Below are 20,034 nucleotides of genomic sequence, written 5' to 3' on the forward strand. Positions count from 1 at the left end.
ACCGGTTTTCACGAGTGCCGGAGCGGTGCGCCGACCATGCGGGGCCGAGCCCCTGGCGCGGCGCCGGCATGAGCACGCCGCTCAGCTTCGCGGCGTCCGCCGCCGTCCTCGGTGAACAACCGGACGGATCGGTGCTCATCCGTTCGGCAGAGCCCCTGACGGAGCCTCCACCGACGCTGTTCTCCTGGCTGGAACGCTGGGCCCGCGAGCGGCCGGACCGCGCTTTGCTGACCGAACCGCGCGCGGGAGGGGAACGCGCGGCGCTCACCTACGGTGAGGCGGCGACCGCGGTGGACCGGCTGGCGGCCTTCCTCACCGCCGAAGGGGTCGCCCCGCGCGACCGTGTTGTCATCGTCGCCCCGAACTCCGTCAAGCACCTCCTGTGGGCCTTGGCCACCATGCGGTGCGGCGCCATTTACGTGCCCATGGCACCGCAATACGCCGGGCCCGGGCACGACGCGGGGAAGCTCGACGGCCTGCTGCGCCGCCTGCGGCCGTGTCTGGTGCTGTGTGCGGATCCGGCGCAATTGTCCCGGCTACCTCCCGGCCATCGGTCGACCACCGTCGACGCCCTGTTCCTGACGGCGGCGGGTACCGCACGTGCGTCGCGGGTACCGCCGCCGCCTGCCGCCGCCGCGGTCGCCAAAATCCTCTTCACCTCGGGCTCCACGGGCGAGCCGAAGGCGGTGCCCTACACGCACGGCCAGATGACCGCGGCAGTGACCATGACGACGCAGGTGTGGAGCTTCGTCAGGGAACGACCCCCGGTTCTGCTCGACTGGCTTCCTTGGAACCACGCCTTCGGCGGTACGGCCAACCTGTACCTGGTGCTGGCCGCAGGGGGCACGATGCACATCGATGACGGGGGCCCCACGCCGTCGGGCGTGGCGCGGACGCTGGCACAGATCGACTTCCTGCGGCCGAACATGTTCTTCGCCGTTCCGGCGACGCTCGACGTTCTGCGCGACCGGCTGGCAAGCGACCCCGCGGCGGCGCGCAGCTTCTTCGGCGCCGTACGGGCGATCTTCTCCGCCGGTGCGGCGTTGAGTCCCGAGACCTTCGATGGCCTCCGCGTGCTGTCACGGGAAGCCGGTTCGGAGGTGGTTCTGCTGTCAGGCTGGGGTAGCACCGAGACCGGGCCCGGGACCACGCTGGTTTGCTCGCCCGACGCCCAGTCCGGCTGGATCGGCCCACCTCTTCCCGGTGTGGAGCTCAAGCTGACTCCGTGTGCGGAAAAGTTCCACCTTTCCGTGCGCGGGCCCAACGTCTTTACCGGTTACTGGGACGACCCCGAGGCGACCGCGGCCGCGTTCGACTCCGACGGCTTCTACGCCACCGGCGATGCGGGCAAGCTCGTCGATCCGGCGAATCCCCAGCTCGGACTGGTCTTCGACGGCCGTGTCGGGGACGACTTCAAGTTGGCGAACGGCACGTGGGTCAACTACGCCCGCGTCCGGCAGGGGCTGTTGTCGGCGCTCGACGGCCACGCGATCGACGTCGTGGTGGGCATGCCCGACGCCTCCGCGCTCGTCGCCTTGGTGTGGCCGCGTGAAGGTACCGGACTCGACGACGACCTGCTCGAACGGGCCCGGGCGCGGTACAACCGGGAGACGCCCCGGCCGAGTGACAGGTTGCGGGCACTGGGCCTGTTCCGGACTTCGCCCCAGGGGCCGGAGGTGAGCCCCAAAGGGCAGCTCCGGGCAAGGCACGTCCGTGAGGCCCGGAAGGCGGAGTTTCTCACCTTGCTGGCGGAAGGAGCGACACGGTGATGGAATTCGCGTCGGTGGAGGACGCGGCCCGGCACGTCGGGGCCGATCTCGGCGTCAGCGACTGGGTCGAGCTCGGTGAGGAGGAACTCCAGGTTTTCGGCCGCATCACCGGCGACACCCACTGGATTCACGTCGACCCGGCGCGTGCCGCGGCGGAGGGACCGTTCGGCTCCGTCATCGTCCACGGTTTCCTGACCCTTTCCCTGGTCACCGCGCTCGCCAACCAGTGCTACACGATCACCTCAGCTCGCCGCTGGGTCAACTACGGTCTTGATCGGGTTCGCTTCGTGAGCCCTCTCCTCCCCAGGACTCCCGTGCGCCTCGAACTGCGGCTGGACAGTGTCGAGCCCAAACCCGACGGAGGACGGCTCCATCTGGGCTGCCGGATCGTGACCGCGAACGGCACGCCCGTCATGGTGGCGACGTGGCTGGTCCATGTCGTGGAGCGAGAGAAGGAGACCGTATGACGACGACGAACCAGCACCCCGGGGAAGACCTTCCCGACCTCGAACGACGGATACCCTCGGAGTACCGGCCCCTGGCACAGGAGGGTTTCCTCGGGTACCTGGGGGGAATCTGGGTGCGTCAGGCCGACGGGTGCGTCGATACGTGCCTCCTGATCGCCGCGGACCACCTCAACCCCAACGGCACCGTGCACGGCGGCGTCCTGCTGAGCCTGCTCGACTACACCCTCGGGGCGACGGCGGAAGCCGCCCTTGGCCAAGGGACCGGCCGCCATCCGGCGACTATCTCGCTGACCACCCACTTTCTGGCCGCGGCAGACCGGCGTGACCTGCTCTTCGGCACGGCACAGGTGCTGCGGCGGACCCGGACCCTGTCCTTCGTCGAAGGTCAGGTCAGCAGTGGGGGCCGGCCAGTGGCGTCCGCGTCCGCGGTCTTCAGGAATCCTGCCCTCGCGTGAGATGAGGGGCCGGGAGCCGGCCTGGCACTCCGTCCCGCTCACGACCACCTGACCCGCCGAGGCAATCACCGGGGAGCAGGACGGAGGCTGGACCCGGGACGAGACCCACGGTATAGCGCGGAAAGTGGCGTGAACCACGCTGATATCGCTGCACGATGTCGCCGGGCCGCTCACGGAACGTCTGGCGCACGCACCCGAGATGCCCGCAGCGCACCGTCGAGTCCGCAGCCGTATCAGCACCCGCCGCCCGTCAACCGGCACATCGGCCACCTGCCGGACGACAGAGCCGTGCACCCGCCCCGTCGCCACCCCGCAGTCCGGGCAGTCCACCGGCCCCGGCCGCGTCGACGCCCGCACCACCAGCGTCCCAACCTCATCGTCGACACCATCGAGGACCAGGGACGACAGCCCTGAGAACACCAACCCTAGAAGTTGATCACCAGCGCGCCGCGCTCACCCTGACACAACACCGAATCCGACACACATCGTCACCACCGAATCCGTACCAGAGCCGATCACGGGACAGACCCTACAGATAGGCCGTGGACCGGATGGGGTCCCGAATAGGCTCGCCTTTCGCATCGGCGGCATGGACCAGACGCAACTGTCCGCGCTAGTTGAACCGCCGACCGGTCATCGAGGAGTAGGTTTCCTGTCCTCGGAAGGATTTGAACGGCACCGACGGTCCGGCGAGTTCGCGCCAGCGGGCTGCTGCGGGCCGCTCGGCCTCATCCATGGAGTCGTTTTGCTATCTCGTCAGCGGCGGCCATGACTTTGGCCTCCGTGCGGGCGAGTTCCGATCCGGTGTAGTGGCGTTCGAGTCCGGCGACTGATATGGCGTAGACGGGTGCGCCTCCACGATTGCGGACGACAGTTCCCAAAGAGGCCACTCCTGCTGTGATGGCCGCCATGTTCAAGACCCAGCCTCGCTCGCGGACAACAGCGAGACTCTCCCGGATCTCCTCGGCTGTCCGGTCGCCCTGCAAAGTGTGCCAGTCCTTGTTGTGGGTGAGGTAGCGCTCGATCTCCGCGTCGCTCATGGCACTCATCAGTGCTTGAGGCGCCGCACCGACGTGCATGGGTAGCCACTCCCCGGAGGACCAGGAGAGCACGTCCACTTCGGGGCCAGGGAGCCGGAGAATACAGCGGGCACCCCAGCCTTCCCTCATGGCGAGAAGAGCGGTCTGGCGGGTGTCTTCGCGTAGAGCCATCAGGATCGGCTCGGCGATTTTGATGACGGCCATTCCCATGCGGACCGCGGCTCCGTACTGCAGCAGCTTGATGCCGAGACGGTACTTGCCGCTGGCGGCATCTCGTGCCAGTAGTCCCGTCTGTTCGAGTGACGTGAGAAGCCGGAACGCCGTACTCCGGTTGGTGCCGATCAGCTCCGCGACTTCGGTGGGAGTCAGGCCGTCCGTAGCCGGCAACAGGACGTCGAGCGTCTTCACCGCCTTGTCGATGACGGCGATGCGCGAGCCGGCGGACCGCTGGCTGCCGCGCCCTTCTGTCTGGTCGGTCATCAGGTCCTCCTCCTGAGCTTGGCCAGATCGTACTTGTGATCACCAGTGGGCGGTGTTACGTTTTTCGTGATACGAAACAACATCTCGTAATACGAGACGATACGAGCGAGGTTCCTCTTGCCGCAAGTCGAAAGCCAGGAGCGTGCTGGGCGTTATCCGGAAGGCGTTCGCCGCCTGGTCAGCGCGCTGCACCGGGCAGGTAGGGCTGTATGAGTGCAGGCTCGAACGTGGATGTCCTGGCTCTCCGCGGTGAGTTGGAGGAGTTGGTGACGTCTCTGTGGTACGAGATCGACCACAACGGCGGGACGGCTGCGGCGACGTATTTCGCCCGGGATGCCGAGCTTCGATTTTCGAATGCGGTGTTCAGGGGACCTGAGCAGATCGAAGAGGTGTACCGCAACCGGTCCGCGCGAGGCCCGCGCACGTCCCGGCACGTGGTGACGAACCTGCGTCTGCTCGAGGTCGCGGATGAGAGCGTTCGTGCGATCTCGGTGCTGCTTCTCTTCGGTGAGGACGGTCTGCCTCCCAGGCCCTCGACCTCACCGGCCATGGTCGGCGACGTGCTCGATGTGTTCGGCTGTGTCAACGGGCGCTGGCTGATCAAGTCCCGCTGGATTCGGAACGTCTTCATCGAGCCGGCCACCGAGTTGGCCGTCCCCCAGGAGTGAACCGATGGCATCGCTGACTGAAAGGACGCGACAGTGACTCGGTCCGAGACGGCCGTTCCTTGGCCGCCGTCCTTCTTCGAGTTGAACGGTGAGTACATCGACGCGACACGGCACCAGGGGCAGCATTCGTGGTATGTCCGGGGCCAGAACTTCGTCACGGTTGTCACCTGGGCGGCGGTCGGAGAGGTACTGGAGGAAGATCCCGCTCCGGACGAGCATCTGGTGCTGGTGTTCGAGGGTAGCGAGATCGAGGTTGTCGCTGGGGCGAACGAGAGGGGCACGGCGACCGGGCCTTCGCTGGTGGTAGTCCCTCCCGGAACCGCGCGAATGACTGTGCGCCGTGCCGGGTACATGGTCCGGATCTTCACAGCGCGAAGTTCTGTCGTAGCGAAGGCCGTCAACAAACAAACCTACTCGGCGGAAAACTACGGCATCACTCCGCTGCCTACCCTGCCCGAGCCCGAAGGGCCTGGAACGGTGCGCGTTCTGTCATTGGCGAAGGTGCCGGAAGTACCGGGTCGGTTGGGCCGGATCTATCGCAGCGGCTCGTTGATGGTCAACTGGTTCGCTCCCCAGGACGGTCCTCGTGACACCGATGACCTTTCTCCTCACGTCCATGCCGATTTCGAGCAGGCCTCCGTCACGGTGGCGGGCGCTTACGTCCATCACGTGCGCCGACCGTGGACCAAGCGCTTGCGCGACTGGCGAGGAGATGAGCACGTCCAGGTCAGCAGTCCGTCGGTCACGCTCATCCCGCCGGGAAATGTCCATACCACGCGTGCCGTTGGAGAGGGCCTCCACCAATTGATCGACGTCTTTGCCCCGCCGCGCTCCGATTTCATCGATCAGGGCTGGGTGCTCAACCAATCGGCCTACGAGCCCGAGTCGAAGGGGACCTGAGATGACGTTTCGCGCTCTTGGCGGCGTTGGCGGCCGCAAGCCTGAGCTCCCCATCGTCGACGGAATCCTTTTCGGGGAGCCGCTTCTCGACAGCGTGGCCGCCCACGAGTTGTCGGCGCCGCTCCGGAACGTCGGCCAGCCATACGTCGGCGTGACCACCGACGGCACCGTGCGGAAGGGGTTGTATCACCTGGCCGACACCGGCCTCAGTGCCAAGGCCGCAGTGGAGGCTGCGCGCACGTTCCTGGCGCTGCTTCCGGAGAACGAGCGCATGGTCAGTCAGCTCGCCATGGAATCCGACGACTGGCGCTTGTGGACCAATGCCTTTCCGATGTGGACGGCCAAGGGACTTCGGCTCGATCGCATCTCCGGCGAGAAGCGCGACCTGGCGATGGCCGTGGTCAAGGAGAGCCTGAGCGCCGAGGGCTGGGACTCTGTTCGAAACTGCATGAAACTCAACGGAGCACTGGGCGGCTTGGTCGGTGCCTACCAGGACACCCTCACCGAGTACGCCTACAACTTCACCATCTTCGGCGACCCGAACGGCATCGACCCATGGGGCTGGCAGCTCATGGGTCATCATGTCGACCTCAATTGCGTGTTCGTCGGGACGCAGTTGGTGCTCGCCCCGGTTTTCCTGGGGGCCGAGCCGAACTTCGCGCTCAACGGCCCGTACGCGGGCACGAGGGCCCTCGACCTCGAGACCGATCGTGGACTCGCCTTGCGCCGGGCCCTGACCAGCGACCAGGAGTCCGCGTTCCTCCAAGGCCGATCACTGCTGGCACGGGATCTTCCGCCCGAGTTGGGTGGCCCCTTCAACGGCCGTCACTTGGCCGGTGCGGGAAAGGACAACCTGGTTCTCCCCTACGAGGGAATTCGCGGCGACGACCTCACCGAGGAACAGCGGAGATTGCTGCTCAGCCTCATCGAGGTCTACGTGAGCAGGCTTCCCGCCGGCCACGCGGCACTGAAGCGGCTCCAGATCAAGGAATATCTCGACGAGACCCGGTTCGTTTGGCGTGGCAAGCACGACGACGTCAGCGCCTTCTACTACCGCATCCACTCGCCCGTACTGCTGGTCGAGTACGACAACCACCCGGGAATCTTCCTCGACAATGAGGAGCCCGAGCGCTTCCACGTTCACACCATCGTGCGTGAGCCGAACGGCAACGACTACGGAAAGAACCTTTTGGCGCAGCACTACGCGCTGCACCACTCGTAAGACACCACTCACAGACAAGGAAGTCGGCCATGGCAGCAGTCGTTCCTCCGGCACCGGCCACCGAAGCACTCAGCCCGTTCGAGACCGGGCCAGGCACTCCGGCCGGGAGGTACTTGCGCAGCTTCTGGCAACCGGTGAAGCTCTCCCAGGACTTGCGCGAGGGGCAGGCCCAGCCCATCGCCGTCATGGGGGAGAAGTTCACCCTTTACCGTGGTGCTGGTGGTAAGCCTGTCGTGACCCAGTCCGGCTGTGCGCACCGGCAGACTCTGCTGTCGGTTGGTCACGTCGAGGGCGACTCGATCCGGTGCATGTTCCACGGGTGGAAGTTCGGCTCCGACGGCCAGTGTCAGGAGGCGCCGGGTCAGAGCCCGAGGCTCGTCGAGCGCACGAGGATCCGCACCTATCCGGCTTGTGAGGCTTACGGACTGATCTTTGTCTATTTCGGGGAAGGGGAGCCACCGAGATTTCCCGATATCGAGGCGTTCTCCAAGAAGCACGGCAAGGACATGATGTCGGCCTTGGTACTGGACTGCGGCACCTACCGACGCAACTGCAACTACTACGTCAACGTCGAGAACGCTCTCGACCTGGCACACGTCCCCTATACCCACCGGATTTCCTCCGACCCCACCATCACCGAGGTCGGCTTCTCGCCGGAGGTCGCGTTCGTCCGCGACATCACCGTGGAGCGGTTCGACTTCGGGGTGCGAGCGATCGAGGTGATCGAGTCGGCGCCGCCGACAGTGTCGACGGTCATGCTGCCGAACGCGATGCACCTCATCGTGGGCCAGAGGGACGGCTACCTCGAGCAGGTCGCCTGGCGGGTGCCGATCGACGACGAGTCGCATCTGAGCTTCCAGATTGCCGCGATGCACACCGACGAGGAAGGGAAGATTCGCTACCAGGAGTACCAGGCTCGTAAGAGCGAGCTCGTCGCGAAGTATCCCTCGACCGAGCTGTGTGCCGAGCAGGTTTTGCGCGGTGAGAAGACCCTTCTCGACTTCGCCGACCACCCCGACCTGGTCAACATGGAAGACCACGTCGCTCAGATGGGGATGCAGTTCATCACCGATCGGGGCAGGGAAAACCTCGCCCAGTCGGACAAGGCTGTCGTTCAGTTGCGGCGCATGTTCATGAGCCGGCTGGCGGACTTCGTGTCCGGGGCGCCCGCAGAGAGCGGCTGGTGACGGGAATGGCTCGCTTGGCCGTGCCTGCTGTGGGGGTTGGAGAGGAGACCACCACGGGTGGAACGTCCCCGCGCCTCAAGCGGGCAGTCGCACGGTGGTGGCAGCCCATGGTCATCCTCGCCTGGATCCTGCTGGGCACCCCGCTCTTCGGCGACTCGAATGTTTATCCGCTGCTGGTGCTCGCCGGCATTTACGGGATAGTGGTGGTCGGCGTGTCCGTCCTTACTGGACTGGGCGGGCAGATCACCCTGGGCCACGCGGTCTTCATGGCCGTGGGGGCCTACGCCTCCGCGTTGGCGACGACGAAGTGGAGCCTTTCCCCCTTGACCGGCGTCGTGCTCGGGGTGGTGGCGGCCCTGGCACTGGCGCTGGTGACCAGCCCGATTCTCCGCCTCCGCGGCTGGTACCTCGCTATCGCGACGATCGCGATTTCCGCCATGTTGCAGCAGGTCCTCGCCAACCTGAAATCCTTCACCGGCGGGAACAACGGCATCTTCGGCATCCCTTCCCTGTCCGTGGGAGGGCTGGAGCTGAAGGACGAGCCCACCTACTTCGTCCTCGCCTGGACCTTGGTGCTGGCGCTCTACCTGCTTGGCCGCAACATCGCCCGCTCCAGGTTCGGGCGCGCGCTCACGGCCATCCACAAGGACGCCGACTCGGCGGCCACTCTCGGCATCAACCCGGCGCGAGTCAAAGCGGTGCTGTGGATGGTCGCTTCGGTACCGGCCGCGATCGCAGGCTCCGTCTTCGCCCACTACAGCGCCTTCATCGCGCCTGGAAACTTCGCGTTCTCGACCTCACTGTTGTTTTTCGCGGCCGTCATCATCGGTGGGGAGCGAAGCATCTTCGGCGGGCTCGTCATGGTGACCGTGCTGGTCGCGATTTCCGCCTACGCGACGCAGACGTTCACCACGGACCTCATCGAGGCGATCGTCATGGTCGTGGTCTACCTGCTCTCCCCGCAGGGTCTCGCGGGCATCGGCAGCGTTCTCCTGAACCGAATTCGCGACGTGCGGAGGCGTCATGCTTGAGAGCCGCTCCCTGTCCGTCGAGTTCGGTGGCGTGGCCGCGCTTTCCGATGTGACCTTCACAGTGTCCGGGCGATCCGTCCTCGGCTTGATCGGCCCCAACGGCGCCGGCAAGTCTACTTTCATCGGTGCGGCCAGTGGTCTGGTGCGGCCCATCTCGGGGAACGTCAGCTGGCGCGGGATCAAGCTCACCGGCAGGCGACCCGACCAGATGGCCCGGCTCGGCGTTGCCCGTACCTTCCAGCACGCGCGGCTGTTCCCCGGGTTGACAGCCCTGGAGAACGTCATGATCGGAAGCCACCTTTCCGGCAGGTCGGGGGTGTTCAGCGCGATGCTGCGTTCCCCGCGGTGGCGCAAGGACGACGCGTACCTTGAAAGCCTCGCGGTCGAGGCGATGGAGTCGGTCCATGCGCTGCACCTGGCGCAGCGTCTCGCCGAAGACCTCACCGCCGGGCAGCAGCGGCTTGTGGCCGTCGCTCGCGCACTGGCCGGTGGGCCGTCGTTGCTCTTGCTCGACGAGCCGGCCGCTGGGCTGACCGACGCCGAGCGGGAACTGCTCGCCGAGGACCTCACCCGATTCTTCGCGACGCGCGATATGACCGTGCTGTTGGTCGAGCATAACCTGAATTTCCTCATGTCGCTGGTGTCGAGGATCGTGGTGTTCGACCGCGGCTCCGTTCTCGCTGAGGGAACCCCGACGGAGATTCGCTCGAACCCTGCCGTCATCGACGCGTACCTGGGAGCCGAGCATGCTGCGCGGTGAGGGACTCGTCGCCGGCTACCTCGGAGCACCGGTGCTCCTCAAGGTCAGCATCGAGGTCGAGCGGGGTGAGGTGTTCTGCCTTCTCGGCGCGAATGGCGCGGGTAAGAGCACGATCGCGAAATGCCTGGCCGGCGCTCTCGGCCTACGCGGTGGTCAAGTGATCATCGACGACGTCGACGTGACCGAAGCCGGTCCCGACGAGCGAGTCGGCAGGGGTCTGTCTCTCGTCCCCGAGGCGAGGCACCTCTTCGGTCGGTCGAGCGTCCGCGACAACATCATTCTCGGTGGCTGGACCAAGTCGCGGTCGGCGCGGTCGGCGTCCTTCGAGCGGGTCATGGATACATTCCCCCATCTAGGGCGCCTGCTGAAGAAACGGGCTCGCGATCTTTCCGGCGGCGAGCAGCAGATGGTGGCGATCGCACGGGCCCTCATGGCCGAGCCGCGCTACCTCATCCTCGACGAGCCGACTCTCGGACTCGCCCCCATCTACGTCGACGCCATACTTGGCCAGGCGGCTGAGCTCGCCCGGCAGGGAGTCGGCGTCCTCCTGATCGAGCAAAACGTCCGCAAGTCGCTCTCCATCGGCCACCGAGCCGCGGTGGTCGAGACCGGCCGGATCGTTTTGACCGGCACGGCACGCGAACTCGCCTCGAATCCGTCGGTCGTCGATTCCTACCTGGGCGGTGTCGTATGAGTACGTTTCTCCAGCTGACCTTCGCGGGCCTGAACGTCGGCGCCCTCTACATGCTGATCGCGCTCGGAATGGTGGTTACCTACCAGGTGTCTCGCGTCGAAAGCCTGGCGCAAGGCGTCTTCGTGGTCTACGGCTCGTTGGTGTTCGGCACCATGCACGACAGCCTTGGTCTGCCTCTCGTCGTCGCGGTGGTCGCGAGTTTGCTCGCCTGCGCCGCGATCGCCGTGGTGTTGTACGTACTCGCCCTCAACCGTTTCGCGGCCAGGGGGAGCATCGGCCCGGTCATCATGATGCTCGGTGGCGCCCTGCTCTTCCAGGAGCTGGCTCGTCAGTTCTGGGGTCTCAACGACCGAGGCGCCAAACCATGGCTCTCCAGCGACCCGCTGCGCATTCTCGGAGCGACGGTGCTTCCGCATTCGCTGCTCATGTGGGTGGGTACCGCCGTCCTTGTCGGCGTGGGCTTCGTGCTCTTCGAGCGGACGATGCTGGGCAAGGCTCTGCGCGCCGCGGCCGACGACGTCGAGGGGGCGAGGCTCGTGGGCATCAACACGCGGCTGATGCGGTTCGTCAGCTTCCAGGTCGCGGGCCTTTTCGGTGCGATGGCCGGCATCCTGCTGGCGTCAATCATGCCTCTCGGGTGGACCTGGGTGTTCACGCTCGCGGTCATGGGTGCCATCGGCGCCATCGGCGGGCGCTGGGAGTACGTGCCGGTGGCACTGGTTTCCCTCACGATCGGCCTGTTCGCCAGCTATACGGGCGGCTATATCTCGACGTCCTGGCAGAACATTTACGTCTACGGCGCCTTTGTCGTCGTTCTCCTTCTGCTGCGCGAAGACAAGCGAGCGGGTTCCCGTCGTCGGTTCAGCACGCTCTTCCGGGTCTCGGATTAAGCACATCGGTACAACGAAAAAGAATGAGGTTTGCAATGAAGCAAACAATGAGAATCACCACGGCTGTGGCAGCCGCCACGATCGCCCTCACGGCGGCCTGCGGATCACCGAGTGGCAGCACGTCGGAGGACACGATTCCGCTCGGTGTGATCATAGACAAGACTGGGGTCTTCGCTTCTCTGGGAGTCCCGGCGCTGAACGGGGTGCGGCTGGCTATTGACGAGATCAACGACGCGGGCGGCATCAACGGCCGGAAGATCGATCTTCTCGTCCAGGACGGCACGTCCGACCCGGCGGTAGCAGCGGCAGCAGCTCGTACTCTGAGCAGCAAGGTCCAAGTCGCGTTCGGCACGGCCGCAGGCTCGGGTTGCCGGGCGGTGCAGCCCATTCTCGACGCGGCCAAGGTCCTCCAATACTGCTTGTCGCCGCAACAGTTCACGCTCACGCCGCTGTTCTTCTGGGCACTCGCGCCGGTCTCCGGCTATGTCCCGGCGACCATGCCCTGGCTGAAGGCAAAGGGTTATCACCGCATCGCCGTCATCGGCCAGAACGACTCCACCGGAGACGGCTACCTTTCGGTCTTCAGCGCCATCGCCAAGTCCGACCCGGTGAACTACCAGATCGTGGACACCGAGCGCTTCGATTCCGGCGCCACCAACTTGGAGACGCAGATGACGAAGATCCGGGACGCCAGGCCCGACGTGATCGTCTCCGGGACCTCTGGTGACAACGTCGTGCCGGTCGTGCGTGCGATCAACTCGCTCGGGATGACTCAGCCGGTCTGGGTGGGTACCGGCTCGGCTACGATCAACTCGTTGAGCCCATTGGCTAACGACCTTCCGTCCGGGGGACTGTTCGCCAATGCCTACTGGGCCGACATCCCAGGCCAGGTTCCCGGTAGCGTCCCCTACGCTGGCAAAGTGACGAGCTTCGCGCAGGCGTACTCCGCGAAATACAAGCAGCAACCCGTTGCCGAGGCCGCCGGTTCCTACGACGCGGCAACGCAGATCATCGACGCACTGAAGTCGAAGGCGACGACTGGCACGCAAATTGCCGCGTACCTTCAGGAAAATCACTTCACCGGCGTGCTCGGTGACTACACGTTCTCGCCCACTGTCCACCAGGGAGCGGCCCTCCCGCCGGTCATGATGACTTATCAGGGAACCCAGGGTTTCAAACTCGCATTTTCTGGCTCATAAAGGGGATTTGCTCGATGACAACAGCGCTGGCCGTGACGTCTGCCCGGTTGGAGGCCGACGACGTCATCTCGATCGTGCTCGCCGACCCGGCAGGCCGGGTCCTGCCCGACTGGCGGCCGGGCGCGCATCTCGAGTTGGCGCTCCCCAGCGGCCTCCTGCGCCAGTACTCGCTCTGCGGCTCACCCGAGAATCGAACCGAATACCGGATCGCGGTCCTGCGCGAGGCGAACGGCCGCGGTGGCTCCCGTGAACTCCACGACACCGGCCTGGTGGGCAAAACGCTGAAAGTCAACGGCCCGCGAAACCACTTCGAGCTTGTGCCGAGCAGTCGCTACTTGTTCATCGCCGGCGGGATCGGTATCACTCCCATCCTCGCCATGGTGCGGTCCCTCGGTTCGTCAGTTCCATGGTCGCTGCACTACGGCGGGCGAACGCGTTCCAGCATGGCCTTCACCGATGAACTGTGCCGGATCGGCGGCGCCCGGGTTGCGCTGTCGCCGCAGGACGAGGACGGGCTACTCGATGTGGACGCCATCGTTGGTGGTGCCGACGAGTCGACGGCGATCTACTGCTGTGGTCCGGCTCCGCTGCTGGAGGCCGTGCGGGAGGCGTGTGCCCGGCTAGCGCGCGGTGCCTCGCTGCACATCGAGCGGTTTACGGCCTCCCCAGCGGGGTCGAAGGTACCCGCCGCGAACGGTGAGAACACGACGGTCGCGGTCGAACTGCGCAGGAGCGGGGTCACCGTGCAGGCCGGACCCGAACGCTCCATTTTGGACGCGATCCGCGAAATAGTGCCCGAGGCTCCGTACTCATGCACGGAGGGCTACTGCGGTAGTTGCGAGGTCAGGGTGATCGAGGGAGTTCCCGACCATCGGGACGAGATTCTCACGGCCGAGGAACGGGAAGGCGGACGGACCATGTTCCCCTGTGTCAGCCGGGCCTTGTCCGAGCGTCTTGTGCTGGACATCTGAGCAGGGGCGAGGATCCAGGGTGCACATCAGGAAGGGGACCGCGTTGACGGACGAGCCGATCACCGAGCAGGTCGTTCAGGCGTACCGGGCCATGGCATTCGCGGGACAGACAGACATGGTCTGGGGCCACGTGAGCGCACGTGACCCCGAGGGGCGAGGCGTGTGGATGAAGGCCGCCCGGTGGGGATTCGAGGAGGTCACCAGCGAGCGGCTCGTTCTCATCTCCCCGGAGGGGGAGGTGCTCGCCGGCGAAGGCCGTAGACACATCGAGTATCCGATCCACACCAACATCATGGAGGCACGCCCGGACGTGGGAGCGGTGATACACAGCCACGCCCCCGCCGCGTGCGTGTTCGCCTCGCTCGACCTTCCACTGCGGGCGATATCCCACGACGCCGTTCCGTTCCTGGACCCGGACATCCCGCGGTACACCCATACCGGGAATCTCGTTCGGGACGACGACACGGGGGCACGCCTGGCCGAGACCCTGGGTGACTCCGCCGGTGCTCTCATGCCCGCCCACGGCTTCGTCGTCGTCGGTGAGAATCTGGCGATCACCGTGATGCGCGCCCTCCTTTTGGAAAGGGCATGCCGTAACCAGCTTACCGCGTTGGCGGCCGGTGGCCCGGTGCGGTGGTCCGACAACGTCGAAATCGCGGAAAAACGCGCTCTCGTCTGGTCGATGAACCAGTACCAGGCGGGTTACGACTACCTCCTACGGCGCGCGAGCACCACTTCGTCCAACGACCCCGCCACTGCCTGACGAAAAGAGACATCACATGCCGAACGACACTCCCGTCGCCATCACCTATTTCGGACACTCGTGCCTGCTGGTAGAGGTGGAGGATGGTGACAGGGTGGCGCGGCTCCTCCTCGACCCAGGCAACCTGACACCATCGCTCGATGATGTGGACCCGGTCGACGCCGTCCTCATCACCCACGGCCACCCAGACCACCTCGACTCCGGGCAGCTTCGGCGGCTCCGGGCGAAGGGCGCGTTCTCCGTGTTCGGTCCCGCGGACATCGAGGACCAACTGAACGATCTCGATGTTCCTTTCGCGGCAGTGGAGCCAGGCTCCTTCGAAGTCTCGGGCGTAACCGTGGTAGCGCGCCGCAGTGGCCACGAAACCCTGTACCCGGGCTTTCCGCTCCCGGAGAATTTCGGATACGAGATCGCGGGTCGTGTCTTCACCCCGGGTGACTCACTCGTGGTTCCCACACCGCAGGTCGAGATCCTGCTCGCCCCGCTGGCGGGTCCTTGGATGAAGCTGTCCCAGGGCATCGACTTCGTCCGGGCAGTCGCGCCGACGACGGTCGTGCCGATCCACGACGCCGGCTTGGCCCCCGCACACCGTGGCCTCCACCGTGCGCTCTTCACCGAATTCGCCCCCGAAGGAACCAAGCTGCGCACGCTGGACCCCTTCGAGTCGCTCGCGATCTGAAGTACCTGCCGCAGCTGCACCTCAACCCCACCGGCTGATCCCATCTGATCCCATGAGAGAAGAAAGCACACGTATTCCATGAGCCAGGACGAACGTTTCGATTCGCACCAGTCGCCCCTGCGGGTGAAGCCGTTCACCATTGCCATCGGTGACGACCAGCTCGAAGACCTCGACCGTCGGCTGCGGCACACCCGCTGGCCCGATGCCATCGCAGGCATGGGCTGGGACGACGGAACCGACCTCCCCTTCCTACGGCATCTGACGAAGTACTGGCGGACCGACTTCGACTGGCGAGCGCAAGAGGCGACACTGAATGCCTTGCCCCAGTTCACCGCGGAACTCGACGGGGTCGAGATCCATTTCATCCACCAGCACGGAACCGGACCCAATCCGTTCCCGCTGGTGATCACGCACGGCTGGCCGGGCACCGGTTTCGATATGCAGCACATCATCCCGCTACTCGCCAACCCCGGCGACCATGGCGCGGACCCAGCCGACGCCTTCGACGTCGTCGTCCCCTCCCTGCCGGGCTACGGGTTCTCGCAACGGCCGACCCGACCGGGCTTCGGCCCGCACCATGTGGCGCAGCTATGGACGAGGCTGATGACGGGCCTCGGCTACGAGCGCTTCGGGGCACAGGCCGCCGATTGGGGCGCAGCCGTCTCTACCTGGCTCGCATCGCTGTTCCCCGATCTGGTGACCGGGCTGCACCTGAACTTCATTCCCGGCAGCTTCCGGCCGTCTCTGGGAGAGGACCAGCCGCCCCTGTCAGCCGATGAACAGGCGTTCCTTGACGCCGCCGCGGCATGGTTCGATGCGGAGGGCGGGTACCACCGCCTCCAGGCGACGAAGCCGCAGACACCTGCCTATGCGCTGACTGACTCGCCGGCAGGCCTGGCGGCATGGATCGTCGAGAAGATGCGCGGCTGGAGCGACTGCGGCGGCTCCGTGGAACGTGCGTTCACATTGGACGCGATCCTCACCAACATCTCGATCTACTGGTTCACCGGCACCATCGGCTCCTCCATGCGATTCTATCGCGAAAACCGCCTGCGCCCGAACCACTTCCGCGCCGGCGAACGCATCGTGCCGCCATTGGGCGTGGCCGCCTTCCCGCAAGACCTGATACCGCCCCGTACCTGGGTGGAACGTGTCTTCAACGTGACACGATGGACACAAATGCCCCGAGGAGGACACTTCGGTGCCATGGAGACCCCGGAACTCCTCGCCAAAGAAATACGGGAATTCTTTCGCCCACTCCGCGCACACCAACGGGGTCTGTAGCAAGTTCGGCTCTGGCCCAGATTCGGTGTGGCGCTCTGTGTCTTTATCTGAGCAGGATGCGGTGGCGTAGGAGGCTGAAGCCTGCGCGGCCGTACATCTGCCGTTTGATCATTTTGGTTTTGGTGTTCACACCTTCGGTGTGTCCATTATGGAACGGCTGGGTGAGGGCGGCATTGACGGCGTGGCGGTCGAATTGGACTCCGCGAGTGAACGCGTGCGGGTGGGGCAGGTCCTCGGTGCGGGCTTGGTTGATCCAATCGGTGAGGCGTTCATGGGGTGAGGCACGCTCCGGCGCGGACCGAAGCATTGAGCCCACAGGTCAGGCCGAAGACATGGAACAGCGGCAGACAGCCCATCACGACATCACGGACGCCGATTTCGATCAGGGTGTCCACGGTGAGGTGCGCGTTCGAGGCGAGGTTGTGGTGGGTGAGTTCGGCGCCCTTGGGGTGGCCCGTGGTTCCGGAGGTGTAGAGGATGACCGCGGTGTCGTCGCCGGGTCGGTCGACCGCGTCGACGCTGGACGTTTCCCCGGGTGTGGGTCCGTGGGAGGGGACTGTGATGGCGTCGACGCCCGCCGCGAGGGCAGCGGTTTCGACCGCGTCGCCGCCTTCGGACCAGCCGTAGACAAGGGACGTTTCCGAGTCGGTGAGGGAGTACTCCATTTCGCGGGCTTTGAGTAGCGGGTTCATGGGGACGACCACGGCACCGGCCAGGAGCGCCCCGTAGAAGAGGATCGGGAAAGCCGGCACGTTCGGCAGGGCAATGGCCACCCGGTCGCCGGGCGCGACCCCGCGACGTCGCATGTCATCGGCCGCGGCCACCGCGGCGGCGTGCAGGTCGGCATAGCTGAGCACGTGATCGTCGAGTTTGATGGCGGGACGGCCGGGGTAGTCGCGAGCGGACGCGACGAGGTACGAGGCGAGGTTCGTCATTTCGCTTCCTGATTGACTGGAGCCTCGGCGACCGCTGTCACCGTGTGCCGACGAAGAGGTCGATCTCTGGTCTCTCGCCGCCGCCGTAGGGCGTGAGGTCGCTGATGCCCGCGGAGGCCAGGGCTTCTTCGTCGAGCAGGGTTTTGCCGGTGGGCCGGGATGGGTCGGTCAGTACGGCGATCGCGGCGTCGGCCATGATCTGAGGGCTGCGGGCGCGGGAGGTGGCTTCCTGCCCGCCGAGCAGGTTGACGACCGCCGCGGTGGCGATCGTGGTCTGTGGCCACAGGCAGTTGGCCCGGATACCGTGGTCGGCCAACTCCGCCGCCCAGCCCAGAGTCAACAGCGACATGCCATATTTGGACAGCATGTAGGGCGGGAACGCGCCCAGCCACCCAGGGTCGAGGTTGATCGGTGGCGACAGCGTGAGGATCTGGCCGTCGTGGGCGCGCCGCAGATGTGGCAGGCACGCCCGGGTGAGCAGGAACGTGCCACGCGAATTCACCGACTGCATGAGGTCGAACCGTTTCGATGTCACCTCGGCGGTGCCTCGAGTGTGGAGCGCGCTGGCGTTGTTGATCACAATGTCGACGCCGCCGAAAGTGCTTGCCGCGACATCGGCGGCCCGTTCGACGTCGGTCTCCGATCGCACGTCGCCCACCACCGCGACGGCCCTGCCGCCTGCCCGTTCGATCTCTGCCACGGCGGTGTGCACCGTGCCGGGCAGGCGAGGGTCCGGCCGGTCGGTTTTGGCCAGCAGCACCGCGTTCGCGCCGCGCTGGGCGACGGCGACCAGAATGGCGAGTCCGATCCCCCGGCTGCCACCGGACATCACGATCGTGCGGCCTCGCAAACTGTCAGGTCGGTTAGGCATCGCGAGACTCCGCACGGAGTGGGTGGCCGGCGGCCGGGATGCGCAGGCCAGCCAGGGGGATGTGCTGCTGGCCGGAGTGGATGTCGCGGTCGGTGAACGAACCCTGCACGACGGGGCGGGGAAATGACACCTTGATCACGCGAATGCTCGGTAGCCGGTAGATCATGAGCAGGGCCGGATCGGCCTGGTACAGCCCGGCGATGGTGGTCCGGTTCACCACTACCGATTTCGTGACCAATTCGTAGTCCGCGTCGCTGGTGAAGAACGCGTCGATGGTTATCCAGAATGGTCCGGCGTTCTTCGAGCGGACCAGTTCGGCTATCTCGCCGAGGGTTCGGACCCGTTCAGGCATGCGCTACCTCGCTGTATTCGGCGCGGAACAGTTCTGCCGGTGCGCGGACGTCCACGACATGGTTGAGGACGAACTCGTAGACGACACCCCGCTCGATTTCCGCCGGAGACATGGCGAACGCGAAGCTGGGCTGGTCGGTCATCTGGGGTAACGGGTGGTGCAACAGCGACGGATTGGCGATTTTGGCGATCGCCGTCGCCAGCGCCTGGGTGGCCGCGCGGACCCGGAACAGCACAGCGACCTCGCGAGGTGGTGACACTTCGGGTTCGAGCTCCCCGAGCACGGCGTCGGAGCCGTAACAGCGGAGGCTGAGCTGGTAGTCCTCCGGTTCGATCCCCAACAGCACCCTCGTGCGTTCGGTAACGTGCGATTCCAGGTCGCTCACCCACGTCTTGAGGTCGTCAAGGACCCGTGGAGAGCGGATTCCTACTAGTGAAACGGTTTCGTGGCCGGCAGGCGCGCTGCCCTCCATCTTGATGGTGTGCTGCTCGGCCGGTTCGAATCGCGAGCCCGCGACGCGGACCCGCCGGTCGTCGAGCGCCGTGTAGGTGGCATGGACGGTGTTCAGTGTGCCTGCGGGCTCCCGCATCCGGAAGGGGTCCGCGTTTTCGTAGAGCATGTGGGCGGCGACCGTGGTGGGCGTGCACGCAGCGGTGTCGGCCAGCGGCTCGACCGTGAAGCCGTCCATGTCGACGGTCACGAGAACCGCGCCAGTGCTGGGGTCCGTCGTACACAGGGCACCGCACTCGACGGTCTTCGCCGCGTGCCAGGCCGGTCCGGGCGGCAGCCCGCGACGCAGTGCCAGGGCGGCGACCGAGGCGGTGTCGGTCGCTCGGCCGGTGAGGACCACATCGGCACCGGCGTCCAGAGCAGCCGCGATCGGCTCGTGACCCATTACGCCGACTATGTGCGAGCAGGACCGCAGAGTCTCCTCCCGTGCCGGCTCCGATGGCGGCAGCGGGTGTATCCGCCCGTCGGCCAGCGCGGCCAGGAGGGTGTCGACGTGCTGCTCGCTGTAGATCCTGGCCATCCGGAATGTCAGCCCATCGCATTTCGCGATGTCCAGGGCCATTTCGGCCAGCCAGTCGACGCCGTCGTCGGTCCCGGAGGTGCCGCACGAGGTCACGATCAGGGGTATGCCCGCCGCGCGGGCCTGGGTGAGCAGGATGCGCAGGTCGTGGCTGACCGCGGTGGCCGTGGTCTTGGCCGTTCCGGTGCCGAGATAGTACGGGCCGGAGTCGGTCGATCCGGCGTCGACGGCGATCGCGTCGGCGCCCAGCGCGATTCCGCGGGACACCGTGTCCGGGGGAAAACCGGCGCCGAGCATGCCTACCGGGAAAATGATTCGGATGGGTTGTCCCGTGGTGGGCTGGGCGATCGGGGTGGTGTCGTGGTCTGGGTCGGTCATCTGGTGTTT

Annotated in this window: 21 protein-coding genes and 2 pseudogenes; 16 read left to right on the forward strand and 7 right to left on the reverse strand. The window is 65.9% G+C overall.

Annotation, left to right across the window (positions count from 1 at the left end; genetic code table 11):
• Nucleotides 1-68 precede the first annotated feature (68 nt).
• The 3 genes from ACFSXZ_RS09395 to ACFSXZ_RS09405 are packed head-to-tail and all read left to right on the forward strand — an operon-like array spanning nt 69 to nt 2,691.
• The gene (locus ACFSXZ_RS09395; protein ID WP_378263428.1) at nt 69-1,769 is read left to right on the forward strand and encodes an AMP-binding protein; all 1,701 of its coding nucleotides are present in this window, start codon (nt 69-71) and stop codon (nt 1,767-1,769) included.
• Nucleotides 1,769-2,236 carry a MaoC/PaaZ C-terminal domain-containing protein gene (locus ACFSXZ_RS09400; protein ID WP_378263430.1) on the forward strand — a complete coding sequence of 156 codons (468 nt, stop codon included), beginning with the start codon at nt 1,769-1,771 and terminating at the stop codon, nt 2,234-2,236. The genes ACFSXZ_RS09395 and ACFSXZ_RS09400 overlap by 1 nt, the downstream gene beginning before the upstream one ends.
• A complete protein-coding gene (locus tag ACFSXZ_RS09405) occupies nt 2,233-2,691 on the forward strand; it encodes a PaaI family thioesterase (protein WP_378263432.1) in 459 nt (152 codons plus the stop codon). Before ACFSXZ_RS09400 ends, ACFSXZ_RS09405 begins: the two co-directional genes overlap by 4 nt.
• Nucleotides 2,692-2,913: 222 nt before the next feature.
• On the opposite strand, the pseudogene ACFSXZ_RS09410 reads toward ACFSXZ_RS09405, so the two are convergent.
• Nucleotides 2,914-3,111 (reverse strand): annotated as a pseudogene (locus tag ACFSXZ_RS09410) (transposase family protein); the annotation flags it as partial.
• 308 nt (nt 3,112-3,419) lie between these two features.
• A complete protein-coding gene (locus ACFSXZ_RS09415; RefSeq protein WP_378263434.1) occupies nt 3,420-4,211 on the reverse strand; it encodes an IclR family transcriptional regulator in 792 nt (263 codons plus the stop codon).
• A 209-nt stretch (nt 4,212-4,420) separates the two neighbouring features.
• Here ACFSXZ_RS09415 and ACFSXZ_RS09420 point away from each other — a divergent pair, with 209 nt between their 5' ends.
• From ACFSXZ_RS09420 to ACFSXZ_RS09480, 13 genes are all read left to right on the forward strand, one after another.
• Nucleotides 4,421-4,879, forward strand: coding sequence for a nuclear transport factor 2 family protein (locus ACFSXZ_RS09420; protein WP_378263436.1), 459 nt, complete (start codon nt 4,421-4,423; stop codon nt 4,877-4,879).
• 222 nt (nt 4,880-5,101) lie between these two features.
• Nucleotides 5,102-5,779, forward strand: coding sequence for a hypothetical protein (locus tag ACFSXZ_RS09425; protein ID WP_378263438.1), 678 nt, complete (start codon nt 5,102-5,104; stop codon nt 5,777-5,779).
• Nucleotide 5,780: 1 nt separating this feature from the next.
• Nucleotides 5,781-7,001: a DUF3500 domain-containing protein gene (locus ACFSXZ_RS09430; protein WP_378263440.1), complete on the forward strand. Its 1,221-nt coding sequence runs from the start codon at nt 5,781-5,783 to the stop codon at nt 6,999-7,001.
• Nucleotides 7,002-7,030: 29 nt separating this feature from the next.
• On the forward strand, nt 7,031-8,188 hold the full coding sequence (locus ACFSXZ_RS09435) for a Rieske 2Fe-2S domain-containing protein (RefSeq protein ID WP_378263442.1): 1,158 nt from the start codon (nt 7,031-7,033) through the stop codon (nt 8,186-8,188).
• A 107-nt stretch (nt 8,189-8,295) separates the two neighbouring features.
• Nucleotides 8,296-9,219, forward strand: coding sequence for a branched-chain amino acid ABC transporter permease (locus ACFSXZ_RS09440; protein WP_378263444.1), 924 nt, complete (start codon nt 8,296-8,298; stop codon nt 9,217-9,219).
• Nucleotides 9,212-9,979, forward strand: coding sequence for an ABC transporter ATP-binding protein (locus ACFSXZ_RS09445; protein WP_378263446.1), 768 nt, complete (start codon nt 9,212-9,214; stop codon nt 9,977-9,979). The genes ACFSXZ_RS09440 and ACFSXZ_RS09445 overlap by 8 nt, the downstream gene beginning before the upstream one ends.
• Nucleotides 9,966-10,673: an ABC transporter ATP-binding protein gene (locus tag ACFSXZ_RS09450; RefSeq protein WP_378263448.1), complete on the forward strand. Its 708-nt coding sequence runs from the start codon at nt 9,966-9,968 to the stop codon at nt 10,671-10,673. The genes ACFSXZ_RS09445 and ACFSXZ_RS09450 overlap by 14 nt, the downstream gene beginning before the upstream one ends.
• Nucleotides 10,670-11,563, forward strand: a complete 894-nt coding sequence (locus tag ACFSXZ_RS09455; RefSeq protein WP_378263450.1) for a branched-chain amino acid ABC transporter permease — start codon at nt 10,670-10,672, stop codon at nt 11,561-11,563. Before ACFSXZ_RS09450 ends, ACFSXZ_RS09455 begins: the two co-directional genes overlap by 4 nt.
• A gap of 47 nt (nt 11,564-11,610) precedes the next feature.
• Nucleotides 11,611-12,762, forward strand: coding sequence for an ABC transporter substrate-binding protein (locus ACFSXZ_RS09460; protein WP_378263451.1), 1,152 nt, complete (start codon nt 11,611-11,613; stop codon nt 12,760-12,762).
• A 14-nt stretch (nt 12,763-12,776) separates the two neighbouring features.
• Nucleotides 12,777-13,733 carry a PDR/VanB family oxidoreductase gene (locus ACFSXZ_RS09465; RefSeq protein ID WP_378263453.1) on the forward strand — a complete coding sequence of 319 codons (957 nt, stop codon included), beginning with the start codon at nt 12,777-12,779 and terminating at the stop codon, nt 13,731-13,733.
• A 19-nt stretch (nt 13,734-13,752) separates the two neighbouring features.
• Nucleotides 13,753-14,496 carry a class II aldolase/adducin family protein gene (locus ACFSXZ_RS09470; protein ID WP_378263455.1) on the forward strand — a complete coding sequence of 248 codons (744 nt, stop codon included), beginning with the start codon at nt 13,753-13,755 and terminating at the stop codon, nt 14,494-14,496.
• Between the two features lie 16 nt (nt 14,497-14,512).
• Nucleotides 14,513-15,175: an MBL fold metallo-hydrolase gene (locus ACFSXZ_RS09475; RefSeq protein WP_378263457.1), complete on the forward strand. Its 663-nt coding sequence runs from the start codon at nt 14,513-14,515 to the stop codon at nt 15,173-15,175.
• A gap of 78 nt (nt 15,176-15,253) precedes the next feature.
• Nucleotides 15,254-16,459, forward strand: coding sequence for an epoxide hydrolase family protein (locus ACFSXZ_RS09480; RefSeq protein WP_378263459.1), 1,206 nt, complete (start codon nt 15,254-15,256; stop codon nt 16,457-16,459).
• 43 nt (nt 16,460-16,502) lie between these two features.
• Here the strand turns inward: ACFSXZ_RS09480 and ACFSXZ_RS09485 are convergent.
• The 5 genes and pseudogenes from ACFSXZ_RS09485 to ACFSXZ_RS09505 all read right to left on the reverse strand — a co-directional run.
• Nucleotides 16,503-16,730: pseudogene (locus ACFSXZ_RS09485) on the reverse strand (transposase); the annotation flags it as partial.
• Nucleotides 16,729-17,394 carry an AMP-binding protein gene (locus tag ACFSXZ_RS09490; protein WP_378263461.1) on the reverse strand — a complete coding sequence of 222 codons (666 nt, stop codon included), beginning with the start codon at nt 17,392-17,394 and terminating at the stop codon, nt 16,729-16,731. The gene ACFSXZ_RS09490 and the pseudogene ACFSXZ_RS09485, both read right to left, overlap by 2 nt.
• A gap of 37 nt (nt 17,395-17,431) precedes the next feature.
• On the reverse strand, nt 17,432-18,265 hold the full coding sequence (locus ACFSXZ_RS09495; RefSeq protein WP_378263463.1) for an SDR family oxidoreductase: 834 nt from the start codon (nt 18,263-18,265) through the stop codon (nt 17,432-17,434).
• Complete coding sequence (locus ACFSXZ_RS09500) at nt 18,258-18,617, reverse strand: DUF4387 domain-containing protein (protein ID WP_378263465.1); 360 nt, start codon at nt 18,615-18,617, stop codon at nt 18,258-18,260. Before ACFSXZ_RS09500 ends, ACFSXZ_RS09495 begins: the two co-directional genes overlap by 8 nt.
• Entirely contained in the window at nt 18,610-20,025 is a 1,416-nt protein-coding gene (locus tag ACFSXZ_RS09505) for an acyclic terpene utilization AtuA family protein (RefSeq protein WP_378263467.1), read from the reverse strand. The genes ACFSXZ_RS09500 and ACFSXZ_RS09505 overlap by 8 nt, the downstream gene beginning before the upstream one ends.
• Nucleotides 20,026-20,034: the final 9 nt, after the last annotated feature.

It is taken from the genome of Amycolatopsis pigmentata (assembly GCF_042684065.1).
In the GTDB taxonomy this organism is placed as follows: domain Bacteria; phylum Actinomycetota; class Actinomycetes; order Mycobacteriales; family Pseudonocardiaceae; genus Amycolatopsis_E; species Amycolatopsis_E pigmentata.

Bases quoted from the DNA above. Each gene is read 5' to 3' on its own strand.
- ACFSXZ_RS09460 (WP_378263451.1), top strand. From the start codon at position 11,611: ATGAGAATCACCACGGCTGTGGCAGCCGCCACGATCGCCCTCACGGCG.
- ACFSXZ_RS09450 (WP_378263448.1), top strand. From the start codon at position 9,966: ATGCTGCGCGGTGAGGGACTCGTCGCCGGCTACCTCGGAGCACCGGTG.
- ACFSXZ_RS09395 (WP_378263428.1), top strand. From the start codon at position 69: ATGAGCACGCCGCTCAGCTTCGCGGCGTCCGCCGCCGTCCTCGGTGAA.
- ACFSXZ_RS09505 (WP_378263467.1), bottom strand. From the start codon at position 20,025: ATGACCGACCCAGACCACGACACCACCCCGATCGCCCAGCCCACCACG.
- ACFSXZ_RS09480 (WP_378263459.1), top strand. From the start codon at position 15,254: ATGAGCCAGGACGAACGTTTCGATTCGCACCAGTCGCCCCTGCGGGTG.
- ACFSXZ_RS09440 (WP_378263444.1), top strand. From the start codon at position 8,296: ATGGTCATCCTCGCCTGGATCCTGCTGGGCACCCCGCTCTTCGGCGAC.
- ACFSXZ_RS09490 (WP_378263461.1), bottom strand. From the start codon at position 17,394: ATGACGAACCTCGCCTCGTACCTCGTCGCGTCCGCTCGCGACTACCCC.
- ACFSXZ_RS09435 (WP_378263442.1), top strand. From the start codon at position 7,031: ATGGCAGCAGTCGTTCCTCCGGCACCGGCCACCGAAGCACTCAGCCCG.
- ACFSXZ_RS09415 (WP_378263434.1), bottom strand. From the start codon at position 4,211: ATGACCGACCAGACAGAAGGGCGCGGCAGCCAGCGGTCCGCCGGCTCG.
- ACFSXZ_RS09420 (WP_378263436.1), top strand. From the start codon at position 4,421: ATGAGTGCAGGCTCGAACGTGGATGTCCTGGCTCTCCGCGGTGAGTTG.
- ACFSXZ_RS09500 (WP_378263465.1), bottom strand. From the start codon at position 18,617: ATGCCTGAACGGGTCCGAACCCTCGGCGAGATAGCCGAACTGGTCCGC.
- ACFSXZ_RS09445 (WP_378263446.1), top strand. From the start codon at position 9,212: ATGCTTGAGAGCCGCTCCCTGTCCGTCGAGTTCGGTGGCGTGGCCGCG.
- ACFSXZ_RS09475 (WP_378263457.1), top strand. From the start codon at position 14,513: ATGCCGAACGACACTCCCGTCGCCATCACCTATTTCGGACACTCGTGC.
- ACFSXZ_RS09400 (WP_378263430.1), top strand. From the start codon at position 1,769: ATGGAATTCGCGTCGGTGGAGGACGCGGCCCGGCACGTCGGGGCCGAT.
- ACFSXZ_RS09455 (WP_378263450.1), top strand. From the start codon at position 10,670: ATGAGTACGTTTCTCCAGCTGACCTTCGCGGGCCTGAACGTCGGCGCC.
- ACFSXZ_RS09495 (WP_378263463.1), bottom strand. From the start codon at position 18,265: ATGCCTAACCGACCTGACAGTTTGCGAGGCCGCACGATCGTGATGTCC.
- ACFSXZ_RS09430 (WP_378263440.1), top strand. From the start codon at position 5,781: ATGACGTTTCGCGCTCTTGGCGGCGTTGGCGGCCGCAAGCCTGAGCTC.
- ACFSXZ_RS09405 (WP_378263432.1), top strand. From the start codon at position 2,233: ATGACGACGACGAACCAGCACCCCGGGGAAGACCTTCCCGACCTCGAA.
- ACFSXZ_RS09465 (WP_378263453.1), top strand. From the start codon at position 12,777: ATGACAACAGCGCTGGCCGTGACGTCTGCCCGGTTGGAGGCCGACGAC.